Raw genomic sequence first — 24,194 nt, forward strand, 5'->3', positions numbered from 1 at the left:
AACCGGCGAACTCTACCTCTACCCCGGCACCGGAAACACCGGCCTCAACACACTCGGAACCCGCACCCTCATCGGAACCGGCGGCTGGAACGGCATGAACAAACTCGCCTCCCCCGGCGACTTCAACGCAGACGGCAAAGCCGACCTCATCGCCACCAAGACCGAAACCGGCGAACTGTACCTCTACCCCGGCACCGGCTCACCCGGACTGAACACGCTCAGCAGCAGGATCCTCATCGGCACCGGCGGCTGGAACGGCATCTCCGACTACGCAGCCGCCGACTTCACCGGCGACGACATCGGCGACCTCACCGCCATCGAATCCGCCACATACAAGACCGGCAAGCTCTACCTCTACAAAGGCAACGGCAGCACCCTGGGCGGCCGTACCGAAATAGGCACCGGCGGCTGGTAAGACACCGGCAGGCCGGTACCGAGGCCGTGCGGGGCGCCTCCCTCGGGGCGCCCCGCACGCTCGACGCCGTAGCGGAGGCGGCGGTATTCGGCGTTACGGAACGCCGCTCCTGGTCGGCCGGTGCCGCGCACTGCCGTTGAGCGAAGCGACATACTCGCGCGCCAGCCGCAGCGCCTCGGAATGCAGGGCGTCACCGGCGGCGAGGACCTCGGGCAGCAGCTCGCGTTCGAGCGTGACCGCCCGGAAGGCCATGGCCACCGTGACCTCGTGATCCGGCCGGTGCACGATCTCGATCGGATCACCGGCCCGGATCTCGCCGGGAACGATCACTCGCAGGTAGGCGCCGGTGACGGCACGCCGGGTGAAGCGCTTGACCCAGCCCTCCTCGCCGAGTCTGCTCTGGAAGGTGCGGCACGGGATCCGTCCGCTCGTCGTCTCCAGCACCAGGTCGGGGCCGATCCGCCAGCGCTCACCGATCCGGGCGCCGGTGATGTCCAGGCCGGATGTGGTGAGGTTCTCCCCGAACGCGCCGTTGGGCAATGACCGTCCCAGCTCACGCTCCCAGAAGTCCAGGTCCTCCCGGGCGAAGGCGTACACCGCCTGGTCGCTGCCGCCGTGATGACGCAGGTCGCAGACCGCGTCACCGGCCACGCCACTGCCTCCCCGGCCCGGGGGGCCAGGATCGGCCACCCCGACCGGACCGTCGGCGGGTTCCTTGAAGATCCCGGTAGTGCCGCTCGGAGAGTTGGTGTACTCCACAGCCCTGGGACGGCCCCGGTTCACAGTCAGCAACTTCATTGGCCGGATGGTAACCACTCGCCTTCGAGTGCTCCAGTGAATTCGGCGTCTGTCTGCCTGCCGACCGCGGGCCCGGGTGGCCGGCGGCGCCTCGTCAGTGCGGTCGGCGCAGTCCCGCGACGAGGATCCCGACCAGTCGGCGTGTGTCGTAGCGGGGATTGCTGCCGGCCCCCGCGCAGAGGCTCGCGACGCCGCGCATCAGTTCGTACGGCTCGAGATCGGAGCGGATCTCGCCCGAATCGGCTGCCGCGTCGAGCAACTGCGCGCACACGGGGACGAGCCGGTCGAGGAAGTAGGAGTGCAGGGGGTCGAAGCAGGGGTCGTCGGACTGCAGCACGGCGGCGAGTCCGTGCTTGGTGACCAGGAAGTCGACGAAGAGGTCGATCCATCGCCCCAGCGCGGCATGCGGAGTCGGGCCGGCCGCCAGCAGCGCCGGACCGGCCTCGGCAAGGCCCTCCACCTGATGCCGGTAGACGGCGACGATGAGATCCGCCCGCGTCGGGAAGTGGCGGTAGATCGTGGCCGTCCCGACGCCGGCCTCGGCCGCGATGTCGCGGATCGGCGCTTCCACGCCCGACGTGACGAAAACCGCGGCGGCCGCGTCGAGCAGGGCTTCCTCGTTGCGTCGCGCGTCCGCCCGCTTGGGCCGTGCCGCGCGTCCCGCCGCGCGTCCCGCGTCCCGATCGCCGCCGTTCACCCTGTCCGTCCCTCCACCACCCGGTTTACCGGGACAATGTCCCGGTTTCTTATGATGGCAGAGCGGGGACACAGCGTCCAAACCTGAGTGCCAGGGCGCAGCGAAGACCGCCGTCATCGGCCGAGGCGCATCGGCACCGGCCTGACGCGGTCACGCACTGGGAAGGAGGGCCCTCGTCCTCGTCGGCGTGCGGCCGCCCCACGGCGGGTCCGACGGCGGTGTGGGGCCCGTCGTGCTGGCCGGCTGACGCCGCTTCCCCTCCGGCAGGCCCGACCCCAGGCGTTCGCCGACACGCTCGCGCAACAACAGGTACTCGTCCCAGCGGCGCGGCAGCGGGCCGGCAGGACGCTCGACGACGCGGGCCGCGCCGATGGTCTGCCCCAGCAGGAACTGCTCACGTGTCAGATCCAGTTCGACCCCGCTGGGCAGCCGGTTCCACCAGTGGAAACCGTGTTGCGTTCCGTCGAGGTACACCTCGCCCACCACGAGGGAGCCGCCGAAGACGTCGTGGACGATCAGGGCGGTGATGTCGCAGTGGCCCCGAGCGGGGTTGCCGGGCCGCCAGTCGTCCAGGTCGTCGGGCGAACACGTGTCGAGGGCCCAGCTCTCACGCAGAGCCCGGTCGAGATCCAGCAGATTCCAAGGAGTCATGCCGTCAGCCTTCCACCAGGCACTGACAATCGAGGGTGCTCCGCCGGCCGACGGCGCTCCGCCTCTCGTCGGGGGTGCTTCCCCTCCCCCTTGGTCATCGCAGGTAGGACGCTCCGTTGAGATCCAGTACGGCTCCGGAGGCCCAGGCCGCGCCCGGCGAGGCCAGGTGGACGACGGCCGCGGCGATCTCCTCCGGGGTCCCCACCCGGCCGAACGGGCTTTGCGCCCGCACCGCGTCTCCCTCCGGGCCGGAGAGTTTCGCCATCTGACGTTCGGTGGCGACGAAACCCGGTGCCACCGAGGTGACGGCGATCCGGTGGGGCGCCAGGGCGACGGCGATCGACTGGCCGAACGCGTGGAGTGCGGCCTTTCCCGCCCCGTACGCCGGGTGGTCGGGCTCGCCCCGGTAGGCACCGCGGGAACCCACGTTGACGATGCTGCCGGGCGCGCCGCGGCCGATCAGCTGGTCGACGAAGGCCCAGGTGACGTTGACCGCCCCGAGGAGGTTGGTGTGGATCATCGAGTTCCACGTCTCGACCCAGGCGTCCCAGCCGACTTCGCCGATCCGGTGCCGGTTCGCCGCCTGCGGGGCCACCGCGGCGTTGTTCACCAGGACGTCCAGGGTCGTCAGCCCCCGCACCGCCTCGTCGACGACGCCACGCGCCGCGGCCGGATCCGCGAGGTCCCCGCCGACGACCAGGTGGCCCTCGCCGGGCAGCAGGGCGAGGGTCCGATCGGCGTCCTCGCGGTGGTGCCCGTAGTGGACCGCGACGCGGTGTCCCGCCGCCGCCAGGGCGACTGCGGTCGCACGTCCGATGCCACGTGAGGCACCCGTGACGAGCGCTCCGCGGGTGGTGACGTCCTGCACGTACCGTTCCTTCCAGGACAAGCGGGTGGTCCGCAGCTTGCGGTGGTCGATGTCCGGATGTCAACATCACGGCCGACACCGGCCCGCCGTGACCGCCGGCGGCACGGAGGCTCGCCCGGCAGACCGGTCTGTGCGCCCCGGCAACGGCCTTGTGCCTCGCATGTGCGCGGCGGTGTGATCAGCGTGGGTCCATCCGCCGGACGGAAGACGCGCCCGTTCGTTTCCACTCGTCGGCAGGGGTCAGCGGCACCGGTTCCGGCCGGTTGCCCGAGGTCGTCAGTTCGACACGCCTTCCCTCGGACGAAGAGCGCAGGACTGCTCGCAGTGTCTCCAGCACATGGAGGGCGTGGTCGCCGCCGACCCGTGCCGGGCGCCGGGCGTCGGCGGTCAGGAAATCGAGGAGGCCGATGCCACGGGCACCGCCGGCGTATCCGGCCGACGGTTCGAGCGGGCGCCAGTCGGTGCCGCCGAGTCCGAAGTGCCGTGTCTCGCCGTCGAAGCGATTGGGGTCGGGTACCGCGAGCGTGCCGGTCTCGCCGTGCACCTCGATGGGGACAGCCGTCGTGGCCGTGCCGTCGAAACTGGTCGTGAGCGTCGACAACGCGCCTCCCACGTGCTCGAGCACCGCGGACACATGGGTGTCGACCTCGACCGGGATCGTCTCCCCCGTACGCGGTCCGGAGCCGATCACCCGCTCGCCGCGCAGGCGGGCGGACGCTCCGATCACCGCGCGGACCGGTCCCAGCAGGTGGACCAGGGCCGAGACGTAGTACGGTCCCATGTCCATCAGCGGGCCCCCGCCGTCGGTGTAGTAGAAGTCGGGATGAGGGTGCCAGCGTTCGTGTCCCGGGGTGACCATGACGGCGAGCGCGGCGAGGGGGCGTCCGACGAGGCCGGCGTCGATCGCCGCGCGGGCCGTCTGGGTGCCCGTGCCGAGGACGGTGTCCGGGGCGCAGGCGATGCGCACGCCCGCCGCGGCCGCCGCCTCGACGACCGCCCTCCCGTCACGGTAGGTCGCGGCCAGCGGCTTCTCGCCGTACACGTTCTTGCCCCCGGCGATGGCGCCGAGCGCGATCTCGGCGTGAGCCGCCGGGGTGGTGAGGTTGAGCACGGTCTGGACGTCGGAGTCGCCGAACAGCCTCTCGACGGTCATGGCTTCCGCGCCGGGGATCCCGGCGGCGACCGCGGTGGCCCGGGCCGCGTCGAGGTCGGCGACCGCGGTGATCCGCACGGCCGGATGGTTCGCGAGCGTTTCCACGTAGGCACGGGATATGACGCCGAGTCCTACGATGCCGATGCGGTGCGGGTCGCCCACAGCATGCCCCTTTCGATGACGGTGCGGACATTCGGGTTCTCGAGTACGTCCACGCTGTGTCCGGGGGTGGTGACGACGACGCGTCCCGCGCCCCAGTTCCGGGTCCAGATCGCCGGGGAGACCACCGGGCGCTGCCACGGCTGCCAGGGACGCGTGGGATGTGTGGTGGTGGCCAGGACGTCGATGAGGTCGTCGTGGAGCACCCAGTACTGCTCGGTGTCCAGGGCGAAGTCGCCGATGTCCGCGGTGACGGGGTGCTCGCGCCCGAGGTCCGTGATGTCGATGGTGTGCGGCAGGTAGTTGTCCTCCTGCCCGCCCCGCCGCTCGCAGGGATCCTTGCCCGGGTGAGTGGCGAACTGGCCTCCCACCAGGTGGAGATAGTCCGATGATGCGCGGAAGGAGTCGGCGATGCCGCCGTGCCAGCCGGTCAGACCGGTGCCGGCGGCGACGGCCCCGGCGAGGCCCTTCAGCTCGTCGGCGGCGATCTCCGACATGGTGACGCACTGGACGACGAGGTCGGTGCCGGACATGGTCGTGGCGTCGGCGTAGACGTGGGTCGACTCCTCGACTCGCACGTCGTATCCGCTGCGTTCGAGGAAGGGGATGAACAACTCCGTGGCCTCGACGGGCTGGTGCCCCTCCCATCCGCCCCGCACCACCAGGGCCCTCTTCTCAGAAACGTCGCGTCTCATCGTTTCCACCGCTCCTGTGCTCCTCCGACTCGGGGTCCTACGACAAGCGGGCTCGGCGGGACGCGGGTGGGGCCCGGGCCCTCCCGCGCCCCGCCTCGCCGTTCCGCACGACGTAGCGTCCCGGAAAGGAGCCGCCCTGTGAACCACGCCGCGCGCGTCGTCGCCGGACGTGGGCGGTCCCGACGCTGCGGCCCGCACCACCCGGGCGGGCCCCCGCGGGCGCTCTCATCGGCGGGTTGCGACCGTTGGCGACGAAGACGTTCTTCGGTGAGTCGACCAGCAACGACTCGATCGCCCTTCCGAGGTCACCATCGCGATGTCCCCGTTCCCGACCCACTGGCGAATGCCGCTGCCACGGACTGTGGAGGGGGCCCTGACCGGAGGTCCGCGGTCACCCCCTCGCGCGCGCCGGGGCCCAGACCCGCCGGCACGGCAGGGGGCGACCGCGAGACATAACGTTCTGATCACGAAGCCGAACGGCGACCTTCCCACCCTGGTGATCCAGGTCTAGCGTCCCGAACGAAAACCAACCACTTGGTAATAGTTGGCGCTCGCCCGGCGCGTATCCGCGCACTGCCACACCGACGAAGGTCTCGGCCCCACCCACGAAGGAGCGCTGAACTCCCGGCGGAACGAGTGCGGTTGTGCGGCGCGTCCGCACAACCCCGGTCGCAGCGCGAGCACCGGCCGGCCGTCACCACCCACAGACAGGAAGGCAGTCCATGACGACCGAATTCGCTCCCGGATTCCTCTGGGGAGCTTCCACCGCACCGCACCAGATCGAGGGCAACAACCTCAACAGCGACTTCTGGGCGAGCGAGGGGCGGATACCGGGCATGGAGCGCAGTGGTGACGCCTGCGACAGCTACCACCGGTACCGCGAAGACATGGGACTGCTCGCCGACGCCGGTCTCGATGCCTACCGCTTCGGCATCGAATGGGCACGGATCGAGCCTGTCCCCGGGGTATTCTCGCGAGCCGAACTCGCCCACTACAGAGGCATGATCGACACAGCCTCCGAGCTCGGCCTGACCCCGGTCGTGACCCTCCACCACTTCACGAGCCCACTCTGGTTCGCACAGGAGGGCGGCTGGCTCGGCGACCGCGCCGTCGAGCGGTTCCGGGCGTACGCCGAGGCGGTCTCGCCGATCCTCGAAGGCGTCGAGTGGGTCGTCACCATGAACGAGCCGAACATGCTGGCCATCATGGTCGGCATGGCGCGGGCCGTACGGGACCGGCAGACGGCCGAGGAGTGGCAGAGCCCCACCGTCGACAACGAGAGCCCGCGGCCGCCGCTGCCGGCTCCCGATGTGAAGATCGGCGAACGGCTGGTCGAGGCGCACCACGCCGCCCGGGAGGTACTGCGCGAGCGCACCGCCGCCAAGGTCGGCTGGACGGTCGCCAACCGTGCCTTCGTCGCCCGCCCAGGGGCCGAGGAGAAGAAGCGGGAGCTGGAGCACATCTGGGAGGACCTCTATCTGGAGGGAGCACACGGCGATGACTTCGTCGGCGTGCAGTCGTACTCCAGCCAGTGGGTCGGCCCGGACGGCATCGAGCCCCACCCACCGCATCCGGACAACACACTCGTGGGAACAGCCTACCGGCCCGACGCCCTGAGTATCGCCGTGCGGCACACCGCCGAGGTCACCGGCGGCATGCCTATCCTGATCAGCGAGAACGGAATCGCCACCCGGGACGACACCCGCCGGATCGCCTACACCCGCGAAGCCTTGGACCACCTCGGGGCAGCGCTGGCCGACGGCATCGATGTACGCGGGTACCTGCACTGGAGCCTGCTGGACAACTACGAGTGGGGCCACTGGGAGCCGACGTTCGGTCTGGTCGAGGTCGACCGGGAGACCTTCGAGCGCCGCCCCAAGCCCAGCCTCGCGTGGCTGGGCGAGACCGCTCGCCGCGCACGCGCTGACCGTACCCCACGACCGTGAGGACAACACCGTGCAGGTACCCGTTCCGTACGTCCCGGCCCCTGGCCGGACGGGTCTCACTGTCAGGGCGGCGCGGTCTCGCCGACCCCGGTGAACGATGTGGCCCACGACGCCGCGCCCGCTCCATTTCCCCCGGGCCACTGCCCGGCGACCACGCGTAGGAGCCCCATGCTTTCGCCCCGCACCAGTCCCACCCGTGACATCGTGAGCCTCGACGGACTCTGGCGATTCGCCCTCGACACCCACGCCGGTGCCACTCCATGGGCGTCGCGGCTCGCCTCGACCCTCGAGGCCCCCGTCCCCGCCAGCTACAACGACCTGTTCGTGGACACGGAGATCCGAGACCACGTGGGGATCGCCTGGTACCAGCGCGAGGTGCGTGTGCCGCGCGGCTGGGCGGGGGAACGGGTGGTCCTCCGCTTCGGCTCCGTCACCCACGCCGCGCAGGTGTACGTGGACGACCGGCTGGTGGCCGAACACACCGGCGGCTACACACCGTTCGAGGCAGACCTGACCGGGATCGTCCGCCCCGGCACGGAGTTCCGGCTCACCGTCGGCGTCGACAACCGGCTGACGAACGTGACCATCCCACCGGGCACCGTCACCACCGGCTCGGACGGCCGCGATCGCCAGTCGTACCTGCACGACTTCTACAACTACGCGGGCATCGCCCGCCCGGTCCGCCTGTGCAGTACGCCACCGACCTTCGTCGCGGACGTCACGGTCGTCACCGGCCGGGACGGCGCGGCCGGCACCGTCGACTACCGCGTGGAGACCGCGGGCGAGGCCGCCGATGCCACCACCGTCCGGGTGCGCGCGGTCGACGAGACGGGCCGCACCGTGGCGGAGGCACACGGCTCCGAGGGCGCCTTCCGTATCGAGAACGTCATTCTCTGGCAGCCCGGGGCCGGCCACCTCTACGACCTCGTGGTGGAGCTGACCGCCGACGGCGGCACCGTCGACAGCTACACCCAGTCCTTCGGCGTCCGCACCGTCGAAGTGCGCGGCACCGAGTTCCTCATCAACGGTGAGCCGTTCTACTTCACCGGGTTCGGCAAGCACGAGGACACCCCGGTCCGCGGCAAGGGCCACGACGACGCCTACCTGGTCCACGACTTCGAACTCCTGCGATGGACCGGCGCCAACTCCTTCCGCACCTCGCACTACCCGTACGCGGAGGAGGTGCTCGACTTCGCCGACCGGCACGGCATCGTCGTCATCGACGAGACCGCCGCCGTCGGCCTCAACCTGGGCGTCATGGGCGGACTCACCGGAGCCGCGCCGACCCCGACCTTCGCACCGGAGAACTTCGGCGGGCCCACCCGCGACGTCCACGCACGGCACCTGCGGAGACTGATCGAACGGGACAAGAACCATCCCAGCGTGGTGATGTGGTGCCTCGCCAACGAACCGGCCTCCAACGAGGAGGGCGCGCGCGAGTACTTCGAACCGCTGGCCCGGCTCGCCCGCGAACTCGACCCGACCCGCCCCCTCACCTACGCCGCGGTCATGTTCGCGACGCCGGACAACGACCTGATCGGCGACCTGTTCGACGTCCTGAGCATCAACCGCTACTACGGCTGGTACGTCTTCACCGGTGACCTCAGGGCCGCCGAGCAGTACCTGGAGCAGGACCTCCGCGGCTGGGCCCGGCGCTTCGGCAAACCGGTCATGATGTCGGAGTACGGCGCCGACACCCAGCCGGGCCTGCACTCCGTCTGGGACACCCCGTGGAGCGAGGAGTACCAGAGCGATTACCTCGCCATGTACCACCGCGTCTTCGACCGCGTACCCGAGTTCATCGGCGAACACGTCTGGAACTTCGCCGACTTCCAGACCTCCGCGGGCATCCACCGCGTCGACGGCAACAAGAAGGGCGTCTTCACCCGCGATCGCAAGCCGAAGGCGGCCGCGTTCGCGCTCCGTCGCCGCTGGCGCGGCCTGGACGGACGCAGGCCCGGCCCGGCCGCGAATGGCTGACACGCATCCCCGTCCGCGCTCCCCTGCCTTGAACCCCGGTGGCAGTCGATTGCCGAGCGGGTCTGGTACCGCTGCTGCCCGGTCGGCACCGCCGGTCCGGCCACACGTGCGCGTGCCACCCTCCGCCAACTGCCGTGCCACCCGCCCCTCATGAGACGAAGGAGTCCTCATGCCTCACAACGATCCTGACATCAGCGTGGCGGGGCCCCCACCGAGCGAACCCGCGAAGAGCGACGACGAGGAGCGGGCAGCGGCGGCACCGGGCTACAGCCGGGAACCGGTACGGCCGACGCCAGGCGACGGCCGGAAACCGGCGCGCCCCGCCCGGAGCGACGGCCAGGAGCCTGCCGAGACCCCCGTACCCGAGCTCCAGGCCCCACCGCTGAAGAAGGTCGGCGCGGCCTACATCTCCTGGATGATGATCGCCAATTTCGGTGCCTCGCTGGCGCTGATGGTTCCGCTGTCCTACTCGTTGGCACTGCGCATCTCCGAGCTCACTCCCGGACGCGAGGAACTGCTCGGATACGTGACCGGATCAGCCCAGTTCGTCTACCTGCTCCTCAGCCCCCTGATCGGTTTCTGGAGCGACAGGACGCGCTCCCGCCTCGGCCGCAGGACACCGTTCCTGATTGTCGGAACGGCCCTCGGCGTCGTCGCGCTCTTCGGCATCGCCGTCGTACCGACCGTGTTCCTGGTGGGCGTGACGTGGGTCGTCGGCATGGTCGGCTGGTCCACGGCTGGGCAGGCCATCCAGAACGTCCAGGCCGACCGCGTGCCCGAGGAGCAGCGCGGTCGCGTCTCCGCGCTGACCAGCGTCACGAGCCAGGTCGCACCGGTGGTCGGCATAGGCATCGCGTACGCGGTGGCCTCCAGCGCCCTCCTGGTGTTCCTGGTCCCGGGCGTCCTCGGCGCGGTTCTGCTGCTGCTGTTCCCCCTCTTCAAGCCGGAAGGGGACTCCCGTGAACTCGTCCGCACCAGCGATGTGACCCTCAAGGGCCTGTTCGCCAGCTACGGGTTCGATCCTCGGCGGTACCCGGACTTCGGGTGGAACTGGCTCGGTCGCTTCGTCTTCTTCATGGGCCTGTACTTCAACACCACCTTCGGCACGTTCTTCTACGCCCAGCGGCTCGACCTGCCGATCAAGGAGGTCGCCGGCGTCGTGGCGACGGTCGGAACCATCGGGATACTGGCCGCGGCAGGCGGTGCCATCGGCGGCGGCTTCCTCTCCGACAAGCTCGGCCGGCGCAAGTTGTTCACCCTGATCGGCTCCACGATCTTCGTCGCGGGGGCCGTCGTCGAGGCGTTCGCCCATTCGCTGCCCCAGCTCGTCGTCGGCGCTGTGCTGATGCAGCTCGCCATCGCGGTGTTCAGCGCCGTCGACCAGGCCATCGTGTTCGCCGTCCTCCCGGACCGGGCCCAGGCCGGCCGCTATCTCGCGGTCGTGGCCTTCGCACAGAAGATCCCCAGCGCCATCGCCCCGCTGATCGCCCCGCTCATCATCACCATCGGCGCCGCGGGAGGCGAGAAGAACTACACGCAGCTCTACCTGAGCGGCGCGGTCCTCGCACTGGCCGGCGGACTGATCATCAAGTTCAAGGTCACGTCGGTCCGGTAGCGCTCCCCGCTCCCCCACACGCCCCGCACACCCCTCGTGCCCGAGGAAAGCCGCCGGGGCGTCCGCCTGCGTCAGCCGCCGTGTGCTGCGGCGGCGTCCATCGTCTCCTCAGAAGGCAGAGCATGAAGAACGCACCGTACGACCTGCGCGTCGACAGCGGCGGTGACCAGTTCGCCGTGTCGGGCCCCACACCCCGCCTCTCGTGGAAGCCGCCGTCGGGCATGGCACGCCCGGGCGGATACGAGCTGCGCCTCACCGTCGACGGTGAGGCGCGGCCCGCGGTCCGGGCCGCGCCCGGCCGGCACCGGTTCCTGCCCTGGCCCTGGGCCGCGCTGCGCAGCGGCCGGCAGGTGGCCTGGCAAGTCCGGGCCGACGACGCCACGGGCCCGTCGCCGTGGTCGGAGTGGCACACGTTCGAGGTCGGACTCCTCGACCAGGACTGGCGGGCGCGCTGGATATCGCCGGCCGAACCCGGCGACCCCGGCCACGGAAAGCGTCCGGCCCACACGCTGACGACGCGGTTCGAGGCACGGGCCGGAGTACGCTCGGCGCGGCTGTACGCGACCGCTCTCGGCGTGTACGAGGCCTACGTGAACGGCGAGCGGGCCGGCACCGCCGTGCTGTCACCGGGGTCCACCTCCTACGACCGCACGCTCTACGCCCAGGCATCGGACGTCACGGCCGCTGTCAGGGCGGGCGGCAATCTGCTCGAGATCCTCCTCTCCGACGGCTGGTACCGGGGCCAGGTCGGCGCGTTCCGACTGCCGGCCGGCTGGGGGACGACGCTCGGGGCGCGTGCCGAGCTGCACATCGCGTACGGGGACGGTTCACGGCAGGTCGTACGCAGCGACGAGACGTGGACGAGCACCCGGTCGGCCATCCTCCGGGCCGACCTCATGGACGGGCAGACCACCGACTTCCGCGGCGGGCCCGGCACCGGACGGCCCGTCCTCGTCGACCAGGTCGAAGCGCCCGCGATCGACTGGTCACCGGCGCCTGCCGTGCGCGTCGTGGAGTCGCGCCCGGCCCTGCGGGTCGAGCGGATCGGGGACGGACGCTGGATCGCCGACTTCGGCCGGAACGCCTCCGGCTGGATCGCCCTGAGCGACCTCGGCCCGGCAGGCACCCGTACCGTCGTCGACCACGGCGAACACCTCGGCCCGGACGGCGACCTGACAACCACTCACCTCGATTCCGTGAGCCCCGACGGGCAGCTCGTCCCCTTCGTCCAGCGCGACGAGGCCGTCTCGGCGGGACGGGGCGAGACGTTCGAGCCCCGACACACCGTGCACGGCTTCCGGTACGCTCGCCTCCGCCGCGACGGCGCCCCGCTCGACCCCGCGAGCATCACGATGCGCGTCGTCCACACCGACCTGCGCCGCACCGGCACGTTCGCGTGCGACGACGACGACCTCAACCGTCTTCACGAGATCGCCGACTGGAGCTTCCGCGGCAACGCCGTCGACGTTCCGACGGACTGTCCGACCCGCGAACGCCTTGCCTGGACCGGCGACTACCAGGTCTTCGCACCGACTGCCACACGCCTGTACGACGTCCTCGGCTTCAGCCGGAAATGGCTCCGCTCGGTCCGCGACGACCAGCTGCCCGACGGCCGGATCGCCAACTTCTCGCCCGACGGACGGCGCGTCAAGCACCACCTCGACGACCGGCTCGCCATGATGACCGGCTCGGCGGGCTGGGGTGACGCGATCGTCGCCGTGCCCTGGGAGCTGTACGAGTCCTACGGAGACCGCGACGTCCTCACCGAGAACTGGGAAGCGATGGTCCGCTGGGTCGAGTGGGCGCTGGAAACCGCCCGCACCGCACGCCACGCGTCCCGTACAGAACGCTCGGCCGAGCCCCTTCCGCACGAGCGGTATTTGTGGGACGGCTCCTTCCACTGGGGAGAGTGGAGCGAGCCGAAGTCGAAGGCCGCTGACGGCACGCCCGTCGACCCGATCAGGACCGACCCCGTCGCCTGGTTCATGGCCGACAAGGGCGAGGTCGGCACCGCCTTCCTGTACCGCTCGACGTCGGCCCTCGCCCGTGTCGCCAGGGTGCTGGACCGCACCGAGGACGCGGCCCGCTACGCCGAGACGGCGGAACACGTCCGCGACGCCTGGCGCACCGAGTTCCTCGCCCCCGACGGGCGCACCGCCGGCGACACCCAAGCCGGCTACGTACGCGCCCTCTCCCTCGGACTCGTCCCCGACGAGCTGCGCACGGCCGCCGCCGCACGTCTCGTCGAACTGATCCGCGCCGCCGGCACCCACCTCGGGACCGGCTTCCTCGCCACCTGCGACCTGCTCCCCGTTCTCGCCCACACCGGTCATGTCGATCTGGCCTACGAACTGCTCTTCCGGCGCACCGCACCGTCCTGGCTCTACATGCTCGACCGCGGCGCGACAACGATCTGGGAGGACTGGGAAGGCGTCGACGGGAACGGAGACGCCCACGATTCCCTGAACCACTACAGCAAGGGCGCCGTGATCCGCTTCCTGCACACCCACACGCTGGGTCTGCGGCAGTCACCGGGGTCGGTCGCCTGGGAGTCCTTCGAGGTCGCACCCATCCCCCACCCCTCGTTGACGTGGGCCCGGGGCACACACGAGTCCCCTCAGGGCACGATCGCCGTCGAGTGGCGGACGACCGGTGACGAGCTGACCCTCACCGTCGACGTGCCGTCGGCCACCACCGCACGCGTCGTCTTCCCCGACGGCACCGCCGAGACCGTCGCGACGGGGACCTTCCGCGCCACCCGCCCACTGCCCGGGGCGCGTTGAGACGACCACTCACGAACGATCGATGTCACGGCCGACGGTTCCCCCGCGAGCCGCGGCCACCGGGACGGCCGCCCCAGCCGGCCGGCTCGTCCCGGTGAACGGCTCGTCGTGCGCCATGACTTCGACGCGACGCCCGGGTCGACTCGACGCCACAAATCCCAACCGTGTGGTAACTTTTAATCCCGAGTGGCCGCGCAGGACCTGTTCGAACCGGCATCGTGGGAGAGAGCGAGCGCACCGTGGGCGAGGCGAAAGGGCGCGGGCCGTACGCCAAGACACCGGCCCGCCGAGCGATGATCGTACGGGCGGCACGTGACAGTTTCGCGGAGAACGGCTACGCCAAGGCCTCCCTGCGGGATATCGCGGAACGGGTCGGCATCACGCACGCGGGCCTCCTCCATCACTTCCGCAACAAGGACGAGTTGCTGGCCGCGGTGCTCGCCGAGCGGGACTCCGAGGAGTGGCAGCAGGGCCTGGCGCAGGTCGATCGTCCGGAGCAACTGTCGCCCTACCTCGGCGAGCTCGTCCGCCACCACCAGAAGGCTCCGGAGTTGATGCGCCTGTGGATCGAGCTCGCCGCCGCGGCCTCACGCTCGGACCATCCCGCTCACGCGTACTTCGTCGAGCGTTACGAACGCGGGCGCGCGCAGTTCGCCGAGGGATTGCGCGGCAAGGCGGACGGCAGCCGGTTGCGCGAGGGCCTGAGCCCCGAGAGCGCCGCGGTACTCTTCCACGCCGTACTCAACGGACTCCAGTTGCAGTGGGTGCTCGACCAGGAACTCGACGTCACCGGACCTCTCGACGACTTCGTGCGCCTGCTTCTCGACCGGGACGGCCGGTGAGTCGGGAAGAGCACGAGGATCACGACCGGTCGTCCGCTCCGGTCGTCATGGCTGCCCGGTGACCCGTCGAGCAGGCCCAGGGCCGAGCACAGGGAGACGGAGAGGGTCATCCATCCAGACGGTGGCCGCTCCGAGACACGCGTCCCAGCCCGACCACCGAAAACGGTAGTGGGCTGAGACGGCGTGTCCCCGGTGCGGGTCCGGACCGTGGGGCGCGGAGTCAGTGTCCCGGGATGACGCCCGACAGTTCGTTGGTGCTCTTCGGCAGGGTCACGGAGGTGATCTTCTTGCCGGTGTCGAGGTCGATGGCGTGCAGGGCCTTCTTGCCGGGTTCGGAGACGTAGGCGGTGTGGCCGCGGACGAAGAGGGTGGGCCGGGCCTGCTGCCAGTCCAAGGGTTCCTGCCACTCGCCGACGGCGGGGATCTTCTTCTCGATCTCACCGCTTGCCGGGTCGATCACGCGGATCGCTCCGTCGGTGCCGAGGACGAGCGCCTCGCCTTCCGGGCCGCGGGCCAGCGAGCGGAACGAGTAGCTGGTGCCCAGGTCGACCAGGCTCAGCTTCGCCTTCTCGGTGTCGATGAGGGACACGCGGGTCGGCCGCTCCAGCTCCGCGTCCGGATCGGTCTTGTAGTCGCCGAGGATGACCGGCGAGGCGTCGCTGCCGGCCTGGTTGCCGATCCGGCCGTAGTCGTCGGGCGCCTCGGCCTTGGTGAACTCGCCGTCCTTGTAGATCAGGACGCCGTCCTCGCAGCCGACGGCGACGGCCTCGTTCCGGGCGGCTGCCTCGCCGTGCACACCGGGGCAGTTCTCGGCGCGCTTGATCTCCTTGTTGTTCTTGTCCAGTACGAGAGCCCCCGTGCGCTTCTCCTCGGTGCCCAGTGTGCTGAGGAGTTCGCCGTTCTCCAGCTCGATGGCGACACCATGGTGCGCCTCGGCGGAGGTGTAGGTGCGGCTCTCGGGCTTCTCGCCGCCGCTCAGGTCGGCGGGGTCGAAGACGTTGACCTCACCGGTGCCGTCGGTGAAGAGCACCGTCCGGCCCGCGTGGCGGACGACGTGACCGGGCTTGGCACCCCGGTACTCGATGTCGCTGAAGGTCCGCTCGGCGGCGTTCAGTACGCGGAAGCCACTGTCGGTGGAAACGATGACGTGGTCGTCGTCGCCGGCGGGGTTGACCCGGTTGAATCCGGACAGCCCGATGGTCTCGGTGAGTTCGAGGGTCTGGCCGTCCAGGATGTACAGGCCCCCGTCGAACGTGGCGACCAACGGGTCCTTGACCGCCGCGGCGGCGGGTGCGGCGCTCGACGTGTCCTTGGCACCCGAGGAGGAGTCCTTTCCTCCACAGGCGGTCAGGACCGTGGCCGCCGCGAGGGTGAGTGCCGTACCCGTGAGGGCTCTGGCGCGTATCGAGGTGTTCACCGGTGTGTTCCTTTCCGAGCCGCGCGGTGGCGGCGTGGGGTACGTGACGGTCCCGGCCCGGTCGGCCGGCGTCCATGGGCGCAGCGGGTCAGTCGCCGGTCGCGCCGGCGGTCAGGCCGTCGGTCATGGCGGTGGTGTTGGCGCGCATCATCCGCAGATAGGTGTCGGCGCCCTCGCCCTTCGCGGTCAGTGACTCCGAGTGGAGTCCGACGACCCGGACCCGGGCGCCCAGTTCGGTCCGGAGCACCTCGGCCAGGCGTGTGGGCCGGGAGGAGTCGGCGAACACGGTGCGCACGCCGGCCTTCTCCATCGCCCGGGTGAGGGAGCGCAGGTCGGAGGAGCTGGGTGAGGCGAGGGTGGTGCCGCTGGGGATGACCGCGCCGATGACCCGGAAGCCGAAGCGGTCGGCGAGGTAGCCGAAGACGTGGTGGTTGGTCACCAGGGCGCGTCTGTCCTCGGGGATGCGGTCGAAGGACTTCTCCATCCAGGTGGTGAGGTCCGCGAGGCTCTTCTCGTAGTGGTCGGCGTTGGCGCGTATCGCGGCCTCGTTCACGCCGTCCACGTGCTCGATCACCTGGTCGGCGATCAGCCCGGCGGCCTTCCGTACCCGGTCCGGGTCGGTCCAGAAGTGCGGGTCGGGACGCCCTTCCTCCTCGTCGGGACCGCCGTCGTCGCTCGCCCGGAAGGTGAGCGGATCGACCGCCCTGCCCGCCTCGAAAGTGGCGACGCCGGACTCGCGGGCCGCGTCCACGTGCCGCAGCACGTTCTCCTCCAGTCCCAGACCGTTGAAGACCACCAGGTCGGCACGTTCCAGTTCGGCGGCCTGCACGGCCGACAGGCCGAAGGAGTGCGGGTCCGCGTTCGGCTTCATCAGGACGGTGACGTCGGCCTCCTCTCCGACGATCTCCCTCGCGATGTCGCCGAGGATGTTCGTCGTCACCACGATCCGGGGCCGGCCGCCCTCGGTGGCGCAGGCGGTGGCGGTGGCGGCCGTGGCCAGGGCGAGCAGCCCCATGAGCAGGCCGCGCAGCCGTGCCATGCGTATCCGGGCGCGGTTCGTTCCCCTCATCGGCCGGTCTCCGCCATCAGCACCGGCTCGATGTCCAGGGCGAAGGAGCGCGCGACGCGCAGGCCGTCGTTGTAGTCGATCTCGAACACCCTCTTTCCGCCGGGATCGTTGACGTAGGCGCGGCTGCGGTCGACCTCGATCACGGGTGCGGTTCCGTCGGTCCCCGCGCGCTGCTTACCCGTCAGAAGCCGCTCGGTCCTGGCGATGTGCTCGCCGGTGGCGATGTCGTAGCCGTGCAGGGCGCCGTCGGTCTCCAGGACGAGCAGCGGGGAGCCCTCTCCCGCGGTGTTGGCCGCGACGACGGGCCCGGTCTCCACCCGGGCCCACGTCCGCTCGGTGACATCGAGAATCCACACGGCGTCGTTCCCGGCGGGCGCGGTGAGAGTGTCGCCGCCGGGGCGCTGCCGCAAGTCAACGGCCCGTTGCCCTTCGGGGACGGCGTCGTCGTAGGGGATCTTCTCGGCGGTGAAGGAGCCGTTCTCCGCATGGACGAGCAGGGCGCCGTCGGCGCATCCCAGCACCACTCCGCGTCGGGTGACGGTGTCGCCGCGCGGGTCCTCGCACTCCGCTTCCGGGGACGCGACGCGCTTGCCCTGCCGGTCGAACACGGCCGGCCTCGTCGTGTCACCCTTCTCGGTGAGGCCCAGCAGGTGCTCCGCGTACGGTACGACGGCACCGGCGTAGGCGCCCGACAGCGTCCGGGACGACCCGATCTCGCCCTTCTCCAGCTTGCTCCGGTCATGGAGGGCCACCCGGCCGTCCTCGTCGGTCACCGCGGTCACGGCGGCGTCGCCGCGTACCTGCGCTTCACGGCCCGCGGCGAGGTCACCGACATCGCGTATCGCCGCCCGGTAGTAGTGAACGTGGTCCCCGTGGTCCACCGTCCACGCGCCGCTGTCGAGCACATGTGTGCTCTCGGCGGTGTGGACGTAGCCGAACCGCCCGTCCGTGCCCAGCCGGACGGCGCCCGCCACCCGTGCCGTGGTGTGCGCCTTGCCGCTGATGAGGTCGAGGACCCGGGTGTTCCCACTCTCGGGGTCGTTGAGGATCAGGCGGGACTGCTGCTCGGCGGCCTCCCGCGCACCCTCGATGAACCCGTGCGGCGTGGCGGACGAGGAAGTCGGCGTCGGCCGGGCTGCGTTGTCGCCGTCTCCCGTACAGCTCGTGGTGAGCTGCGTGGTGAGCAGCAGGGCGGCCGTTGCCCATGGAGTGACGTTTCTTCGGACGGTCAAGACCATCGCCTCACGTTTCTTTCAGTTGGCTTCGTGCGCAGGGGCACGGGCGGGCCCGGGGGCGGGGGCGGTCGAGCGGTGTCCACGGCGATGACGAAGGCCGGAGGCCAGGTGGGAGAGGAAGAACAGACCGACCGCGAGGGCCGAGACGGTCGCCCCGGCGGCGGTGCCCAGATGCCAGGACAGCAGCAGCCCCCCGAACGTGGCGGTGACGCCGAGGAGCCCGGCGAGCGCCATGACCCCGCGGACACTGCGCGCCCATGGCAGCGCCCCGGCGGGCGGGGCGATGAGCAGGCCGAGGACCAGCAGCGTTCCCACGACGTGGAACGAGGCGACGATCGCCAGACCGAGCAGTCCGAGCAGCACGGCATGGGCGACTCGCGGACGCAGACCGAGGGTCTGGGCCTTCCGCGGGTCGAACGCCAGGGCCAGGAAGGCCCGGTGGCCGAGGACCGAGACGGCCAGCGCCACCAGCAGCGCCGCCGCCAGCAGGAACAGATCCTGCCGGCGTACGGCGAGGACGTCACCGAAGAGGAATCCGGTCAGGTCCACCGCGAAGGACTGCGAGCGCGAGACGATGATCACGCCGAGCGAGAGCATGCCGACGAACAGCAGCCCGATCCCGGTGTCCTGGGACAGCCTCGGAGTACGGCCCAGCGCCGTGACGCCCGCTGTCATGACGGCCGCGCTCAGCGCCGCGCCGACCAGCAGGTTGCCGCCGAACAGCGCGGCCACCGCGACCCCCGGCAGAAGCCCGTGGGACATGGCGTCGCCGAGGAAGGCCATTCCCCTGAGCACCACCCAGGTCCCGGCCAGCGCGCAGATCGCCGACACCAGGATTCCGCCCCACAGGGCTCGTTGCACGAAGGTGACCTCGAACGGGGCCGTCAACCACTCCATGACGAGCACACTACAATGAAAATCATGTTCATAAAACCGACCCGTCCGACCACGGCGACGCAGGACCGGACCGCGCACGTCCGCTTCGTCGGACTGTGTGCCGGATATCCGGGCCGCCCCGTCCTGCGTCAACTCGACGCCGAGATACCGAGACTGGCCACGACCGCGCTGGTCGGCCCGAACGGCAGCGGCAAGTCGACGCTGCTCGCCGTCCTGGCCGGTGTGATCCGTCCCGCATCGGGAGAGCTGCATCACCACGGGGAACTGCCGCCCGCCTTTGTCCCCCAGCGCACGGCCACCGGCGACACACTGCCGCTGACCGTCCGGCAGACCGTGGAGATGGGACGCTGGGGCGAACGCGGCCCCTGGCGCCGGCTGACGGGGCGCGACCACGCGGCGGTGGACCACGCGCTCGACCGGCTCGGCATCGGCGATCTCGGCACGCGTCAGTTGGGGGAGCTGTCAGGCGGACAGCGCCGGCGCGCCCTGATCGCACAGGGCTTGGCTCAGGGGTCCGATCTGCTGCTTCTCGACGAACCGGCCACGGGGCTGGACCCGGAGGCCAGGGAACGGATCGGGGCGCTGCTGACGGAACTCGTCGCCGACGGCGTGACGGTGGTCCAGGCCACACACGATCTGGACGCCGCGCGCTCGGCGGACACGTGCCTCGTGCTCCGCGACGGACGCCTGGCGGGAGCGGGCCGCCCCGACCAGGTTCTCACCGAGTCGGCGCTCGCCCGGATCTGGCAGCCGCTCTGACACACGGGCCGCCCCGCCCGACGCGAACAGGGCCGAACGACAACTGGGCCGGCGGCGCGTGGCGGCCCGGTGACGCGGGAACGGCTGACGGACGCCGCCCGGCACACCGTACCGAGCGCGTGGGCCGCCTCGTCGATGACGCGGGCGGCCGGGGGGTCGCCCGCGCTGCGGCGAGGGCGAGGATCTCGTCGTAGCCGTGGTCCCGGCCGGTGGCCGCCCGGACCTGGTAGCGGATGCTCGGGATGGCGAGAAGCGCGACGGCGCTGCCCCGAGTTCCGTCAGGTGTGAGCGGCCCATGGGGGTTGATGATCCAGTGACGGCCGATCCACCGGCCGTGCTCGGCGGAGGGTCGCGCACATGGCCGCCGACCTCGACGCCGACCCCGGCCAGACGGGGGAAGTCCCGGGCGAACCCGTCGGTCATCTCGTGCGGCAAGGCGGCGACAGCGTCCGGAGCGCGGGTGGCGAGCGGAAGGGCCCTATGGGCGACGACATCACTCTTGAGGGTGGTGACGACGCCGTGGACCGTATCGGCGGTGATCTTGAACAGTGGCTTGGTCAGCCGGGTGAGGCTGCCCGCCGAGAGGTTCAGCTTCCTGGCGATCTCGCTGTGCGACACGGGGCCCTGGGTCAGCACCTCAATGGCCACCGCGCCGTTCGGCGGGGCTCAGTGGTGCCCAACTGTCTTGACGGGTCGATTGTTCCAAGTCAAAAGTAACTCAACCCGAGGACGAGTCATGTGACAAGGGAGTCTTTGATGACTGTCGCCTCAAGCACTGCGCAGTCGCACCCTCCCGAACGCGGTACGCGTCCGAGCGCCGAGCGGAAACCGGGCCTCGGCCGACGTGACCGCCTTCACCCGGCCGGTCGCCGACCGGACCACATTCTCGTACCCGATCACCGACTACGCGGCGGATCTCGTGGCCCTGATGAAGCCGGCGCTCCAGGACATCTACGCCAATGGCAAGCCGGTGAGCGGCCTCGACACGACCAACCGCCAGATCAACCGCATCCTCGCGCAGGACTGACCGAAAGGTGTTCCATGTCCACGCCCTTCTCCCTCGCCATCGTCGGCGCCGGGCAGTTCGCCGGGCAGTTCGCCAAGCTCTGGCGGCTGCACCCGGGCGTCGGTGACATCGTCGCCACCGACCTCGTCCCCGAGCGGGCCGCCCGGCTCGCCGCCGAGCACGGCCTCGCCGGCACGCTCCCCTCATTCGAGGCCGTACTGGACTCCGACGTCGACGCGGTCGCGGTCTTCACCCAGCGCTGGACGCACGGCCCCCTCGTCGTCCAGGCCCTGCGGGCGGGCAAGCACGTGTACTCGGCTGTGCCGATGGCGGTCAGCCACGGAGAGATCGCGGCCATCATCGACGCCGTACGGGACACCGGCCTGACGTACATGATGGGCGAGACCAGCCAGTACAACCCGGCCACGGTCTACGCCCGCGAGCAGGTCGCCAAGGACGCCTTCGGCCGGCTCTTCTACGCCGAGGGCGACTACGTGCACGACATGGACCTCGGCTTCTACGAGGCGTACCGGTACAGCGGCGGCGAGGGCTGGAAGTCCACCGCCAGCTACCCGCCCCTTCTCTATCCGACCCACTCGGTCGGCGGGGTGCTCGGCGCCTGGCGGACGCATGCGGTGAGTGTCTCCGCCATCGGCGTACGGGACGACCGGGGGGACGGGGTCTTCGACAAGGAGATCAGCCAGTTCGACAACGACTTCTCGAACGCGACGGCGCTGTTCGAGGTCGCCGGCGGCGGCTCGTTCCGTACGAACGAGTTCCGTCGGGTGGGCTATCCGTCCCACATCCGGGAGTCGCGTTTCCGCTTCTTCGGTACGGAGGCGAGCCTCGAACAGCTCGCCACGGTCAGTTTCTGGCAGGACAAGGAGGGTGTACAGGACATCACCGATCACCTCCGCCCCAAGGCGACCCTCTCCCCCGACGACCCGTCGCTCCAGCACGTGGCGCCGGCGCTGCGGGACGCGTTCACCTCGGGCTCGGCGCCCGTGCACGACCGGTCCCGGCTGCCCCAGGAGTTCGCCCATGTCTCCAACGGCCATGAGGGAAGCCACCACTTCCTGGCCGACGACTTCGTCACGGCGGTCGCCACGGGCACGCTCCCCCCGGTGAACGCCTGGGTCGCGGCCCGCTACACCCTGCCCGGGATCGTGGCGCACGAGTCTGCGCTGAAGGACGGTGAACGCCTGGAAATCCCGGACTTCGGGGACGCGCCGGAGTAACGGGAACGCCGGAGCGACAGGCGCACGCCGGAGCGACGGGTGTGCGCCGCCCGCCGCACCGCGAGCGAGGGCCGCCGGGTCATCAGACCTTGGTGGCGGCGGCCTGCAGGGAGGTGAAGTCACGGAGGTACGCGTCGTACGGCGCGGCCCCCTCCAGCCGGAGCAGCGCCTCGTCGTTCTCGCGGAGGGACGAGTAGTCCAGGTTGTGGGAGCCCGTGAAGGTCCACTTGGTGTCGGCGTGGCCCGCGTACGTGCCCTCGATCAGGACGTACTTCGAGTGCACGAGGTAGCCGTCGGAGGTGGAGAGCTGCCGCAGGTCGATGTTCCTGTGCCCGGTGAGCTCGGCCGCGTCGTTGCTGTCGTGGTAGACGACGCGGATCGAGCAGCCCTGGTCGGCCATGGCCCTCAGCTTCGCGGCCACCTCGTCGCGGTGCAGGGCGAACGCGGCCACACTCACCTTCCCGTTGTCCGCGCACGACAGGTTGGAGAGGATGCTGACCACGATGTCGCCCGTGCGCTGCGGGAAGAAGTAGTACTTCTCCGTGCCGACCTTGCCCTGGGTGAAGTAGTCGGAATTCTTCTTCATGGCGGCCAGATCGTTGAAGTAGCCGACGTACGCCGTGTAGAGGGCGGTGTTGCCGACGACCGTGTAGGCGTTGTTCCAGTACTTGTCGGTGTTGACCGGGGTCTGATTGGCCGAGGTCTGGATGACCACGTCCTCCGCCTCGCCGGCGTCGCCGATGCGGGAGAAGGTGAAGAACTTGTTGTGGTTGATCAGTCCGGACCCGCTGTTGCCGATGCACGCGGCGTTCTCGGTGCACACCTGGACCCATGACCGCGCGGAGCGGTCGGTGCCGAGCGCGGCGACGAGGTTCCGCGACGCGTCCCGGTCGGCGAACTTGCTGTCGAGCACGACCCGGACGTTGACGCCCCGGGCGTGGGCGGACGTCAGAGCGTCGGCATATCCCTGGTCGGTCAGCGCGTAGAGCGAGGCTCGGATCAGCCGGCCGCTCTGGGTATTGCCGATCGCACCGATGATGTGGTTCTTGATGGCGTTCTTCTCCGCGGTCGTCCCCCGCGGATTGCTGAAGACGGCACCAGTGACGATCGGCGGATCGGCCTGTGCGGCAGATGCCGGTCCCCCCGTCAGCGTGGTGCCGACGAGCGCCACCACCGCCATGAGCAGCATGCGTATACGCACGTCTTCCCCTCCCCGGTCCACTCCCGTGGACGCCAGATGACGAAGTCGTGATCGTTTCATGGCGGTGGCCGGAAAGCCACGGTGGCTCGTGTCCGGACTCGCCGCTGCCCCCGCCGGTGGCACCACGCACGGCCAGTACGTCCCCGCCGGTGGCCGCCCAACGAGGTTGTCGAGCAGCACCGTTTCAGCGCTGGACCGTGACGACCAGCCGCGGCAGCACTCTGCCGGCGATGGAGCCCGAGGGGACATCTCCCGTGCGCACCGCGCCCATCGCGCGGTAGAAAGGCTCGGCATTCGGGTCGGCGTCGATCGTGAGCCGGGTGAACCCCAGGTCTCGTCCGGCAGCGAGGGTGCTTTCGAACAGCAGGCGGCCGATCCCCCGGCCGATGGCCCGCGGCTCGACGAACATCATGCCCAGAACGCCGACGGGTGGCTCGCCCTCAAGAGTCGTGAAGCCCAGGATGTGACCCTCTCTGTCAGCCACCAGGGCTCGTCGGCGCGCGACCTCACTCGCGCCCACGGTGAGCTCGTCCCGACACGCTTCCAGGAACTCGGCGTCATAGCCCCAATGCGACTTGGACCGCAGTGCCAAGTCGGTGAGTATCTCGGCTTCCGTCGCCCGGGCGGGCCTGATCAGCACGTCCATCTACGTCCCCCGGTCCAGATGTGGGTCCTTCGATCTTCGCACCCGGCAGGCACGCGGGAGAAGTACGCGGCGGCATACAGCCGGCGCGCCTCGGGGCACGGGAACGCCCCATCCCGTACAACCT

General features: G+C 70.3%; 20 protein-coding genes and 2 pseudogenes. 9 read left to right on the top strand and 13 right to left on the bottom strand.

The window, feature by feature from the left end; genetic code table 11:
- Positions 1 to 415 (top strand): FG-GAP repeat domain-containing protein (locus IG02_RS0133420; protein ID WP_030756700.1); only part of this gene is annotated, 415 nt, incomplete at its 5' end.
- A gap of 93 nt (positions 416 to 508) precedes the next feature.
- Here the strand turns inward: IG02_RS0133420 and IG02_RS0133425 are convergent.
- From IG02_RS0133425 to IG02_RS0133450, 6 genes are all read right to left on the bottom strand, one after another.
- Positions 509 to 1,213 (bottom strand): MOSC domain-containing protein, encoded by a 705-nt coding sequence (locus IG02_RS0133425; RefSeq protein ID WP_051766084.1) that lies wholly within the window; start codon positions 1,211 to 1,213, stop codon positions 509 to 511.
- A 94-nt stretch (positions 1,214 to 1,307) separates the two neighbouring features.
- Positions 1,308 to 1,910: a TetR/AcrR family transcriptional regulator gene (locus tag IG02_RS0133430; protein WP_030756706.1), complete on the bottom strand. Its 603-nt coding sequence runs from the start codon at positions 1,908 to 1,910 to the stop codon at positions 1,308 to 1,310.
- A gap of 150 nt (positions 1,911 to 2,060) precedes the next feature.
- The gene (locus IG02_RS0133435; RefSeq protein ID WP_420707816.1) at positions 2,061 to 2,561 is read right to left on the bottom strand and encodes a YunG family protein; all 501 of its coding nucleotides are present in this window, start codon (positions 2,559 to 2,561) and stop codon (positions 2,061 to 2,063) included.
- A gap of 94 nt (positions 2,562 to 2,655) precedes the next feature.
- The gene (locus IG02_RS0133440; protein WP_030756721.1) at positions 2,656 to 3,429 is read right to left on the bottom strand and encodes an SDR family NAD(P)-dependent oxidoreductase; all 774 of its coding nucleotides are present in this window, start codon (positions 3,427 to 3,429) and stop codon (positions 2,656 to 2,658) included.
- 178 nt (positions 3,430 to 3,607) lie between these two features.
- Positions 3,608 to 4,744 carry a Gfo/Idh/MocA family protein gene (locus IG02_RS0133445; RefSeq protein ID WP_030756724.1) on the bottom strand — a complete coding sequence of 379 codons (1,137 nt, stop codon included), beginning with the start codon at positions 4,742 to 4,744 and terminating at the stop codon, positions 3,608 to 3,610.
- Positions 4,714 to 5,436: a ThuA domain-containing protein gene (locus IG02_RS0133450; RefSeq protein WP_030756727.1), complete on the bottom strand. Its 723-nt coding sequence runs from the start codon at positions 5,434 to 5,436 to the stop codon at positions 4,714 to 4,716. Before IG02_RS0133450 ends, IG02_RS0133445 begins: the two co-directional genes overlap by 31 nt.
- Before the next feature lie 722 nt (positions 5,437 to 6,158).
- Here IG02_RS0133450 and IG02_RS0133455 point away from each other — a divergent pair.
- The 5 genes from IG02_RS0133455 to IG02_RS0133475 all read left to right on the top strand — a co-directional run bounded on the left by IG02_RS0133455 (position 6,159) and on the right by IG02_RS0133475 (position 14,602).
- Positions 6,159 to 7,382, top strand: a complete 1,224-nt coding sequence (locus tag IG02_RS0133455) for a family 1 glycosylhydrolase (protein WP_030756730.1) — start codon at positions 6,159 to 6,161, stop codon at positions 7,380 to 7,382.
- A gap of 168 nt (positions 7,383 to 7,550) precedes the next feature.
- Positions 7,551 to 9,362: a beta-glucuronidase gene (gene uidA, locus IG02_RS0133460; RefSeq protein WP_030756733.1), complete on the top strand. Its 1,812-nt coding sequence runs from the start codon at positions 7,551 to 7,553 to the stop codon at positions 9,360 to 9,362.
- A gap of 169 nt (positions 9,363 to 9,531) precedes the next feature.
- Positions 9,532 to 10,977: an MFS transporter gene (locus IG02_RS0133465; protein WP_078855037.1), complete on the top strand. Its 1,446-nt coding sequence runs from the start codon at positions 9,532 to 9,534 to the stop codon at positions 10,975 to 10,977.
- Positions 10,978 to 11,099: 122 nt separating this feature from the next.
- Entirely contained in the window at positions 11,100 to 13,760 is a 2,661-nt protein-coding gene (locus IG02_RS0133470) for a family 78 glycoside hydrolase catalytic domain (RefSeq protein ID WP_037805050.1), read from the top strand.
- Between the two features lie 239 nt (positions 13,761 to 13,999).
- Entirely contained in the window at positions 14,000 to 14,602 is a 603-nt protein-coding gene (locus IG02_RS0133475) for a TetR/AcrR family transcriptional regulator (protein WP_030756742.1), read from the top strand.
- A gap of 220 nt (positions 14,603 to 14,822) precedes the next feature.
- Here IG02_RS0133475 and aztD read toward each other — a convergent pair whose 3' ends face one another.
- The 4 genes from aztD to aztB form a co-directional block, all read right to left on the bottom strand.
- Positions 14,823 to 16,019: a zinc metallochaperone AztD gene (gene aztD / locus IG02_RS0133480; protein WP_030756752.1), complete on the bottom strand. Its 1,197-nt coding sequence runs from the start codon at positions 16,017 to 16,019 to the stop codon at positions 14,823 to 14,825.
- A gap of 88 nt (positions 16,020 to 16,107) precedes the next feature.
- Positions 16,108 to 17,088 (bottom strand): zinc ABC transporter substrate-binding protein AztC, encoded by a 981-nt coding sequence (gene aztC, locus IG02_RS0133485; RefSeq protein WP_030756755.1) that lies wholly within the window; start codon positions 17,086 to 17,088, stop codon positions 16,108 to 16,110.
- The gene (locus IG02_RS0133490; protein WP_037805053.1) at positions 17,085 to 18,326 is read right to left on the bottom strand and encodes a hypothetical protein; all 1,242 of its coding nucleotides are present in this window, start codon (positions 18,324 to 18,326) and stop codon (positions 17,085 to 17,087) included. Before IG02_RS0133490 ends, aztC begins: the two co-directional genes overlap by 4 nt.
- A gap of 15 nt (positions 18,327 to 18,341) precedes the next feature.
- Positions 18,342 to 19,220, bottom strand: a complete 879-nt coding sequence (aztB, locus tag IG02_RS0133495) for a zinc ABC transporter permease AztB (RefSeq protein ID WP_030756761.1) — start codon at positions 19,218 to 19,220, stop codon at positions 18,342 to 18,344.
- Positions 19,221 to 19,235: 15 nt separating this feature from the next.
- Between aztB and aztA the strand changes: the two genes are divergently transcribed.
- Positions 19,236 to 19,979 carry a zinc ABC transporter ATP-binding protein AztA gene (gene aztA / locus IG02_RS0133500; protein WP_030756763.1) on the top strand — a complete coding sequence of 248 codons (744 nt, stop codon included), beginning with the start codon at positions 19,236 to 19,238 and terminating at the stop codon, positions 19,977 to 19,979.
- Between the two features lie 104 nt (positions 19,980 to 20,083).
- On the opposite strand, the pseudogene IG02_RS43275 reads toward aztA, so the two are convergent.
- Positions 20,084 to 20,649: pseudogene (locus IG02_RS43275) on the bottom strand (hypothetical protein); the annotation flags it as partial.
- Between the two features lie 168 nt (positions 20,650 to 20,817).
- Between IG02_RS43275 and IG02_RS0133505 the strand changes: the two are divergent.
- Together IG02_RS0133505 and IG02_RS0133510 are read left to right on the top strand one after the other, a co-directional pair.
- Positions 20,818 to 21,006, top strand: a pseudogene (locus IG02_RS0133505) (sugar ABC transporter substrate-binding protein); the annotation flags it as partial.
- Positions 21,007 to 21,020: 14 nt separating this feature from the next.
- Complete coding sequence (locus IG02_RS0133510; RefSeq protein ID WP_030756767.1) at positions 21,021 to 22,223, top strand: Gfo/Idh/MocA family protein; 1,203 nt, start codon at positions 21,021 to 21,023, stop codon at positions 22,221 to 22,223.
- A gap of 82 nt (positions 22,224 to 22,305) precedes the next feature.
- Here the strand turns inward: IG02_RS0133510 and IG02_RS0133515 are convergent, their stop codons facing one another.
- Positions 22,306 to 23,424, bottom strand: a complete 1,119-nt coding sequence (locus IG02_RS0133515; protein ID WP_158712432.1) for a phospholipase D-like domain-containing protein — start codon at positions 23,422 to 23,424, stop codon at positions 22,306 to 22,308.
- A 184-nt stretch (positions 23,425 to 23,608) separates the two neighbouring features.
- Positions 23,609 to 24,070, bottom strand: coding sequence for a GNAT family N-acetyltransferase (locus IG02_RS0133520; protein ID WP_078855039.1), 462 nt, complete (start codon positions 24,068 to 24,070; stop codon positions 23,609 to 23,611).
- Positions 24,071 to 24,194 lie beyond the last annotated feature (124 nt).

Origin of the sequence: Streptomyces sp. NRRL F-5135 (genome assembly GCF_000719775.1) — a bacterium.
GTDB lineage: Bacteria > Actinomycetota > Actinomycetes > Streptomycetales > Streptomycetaceae > Streptomyces > Streptomyces hebeiensis.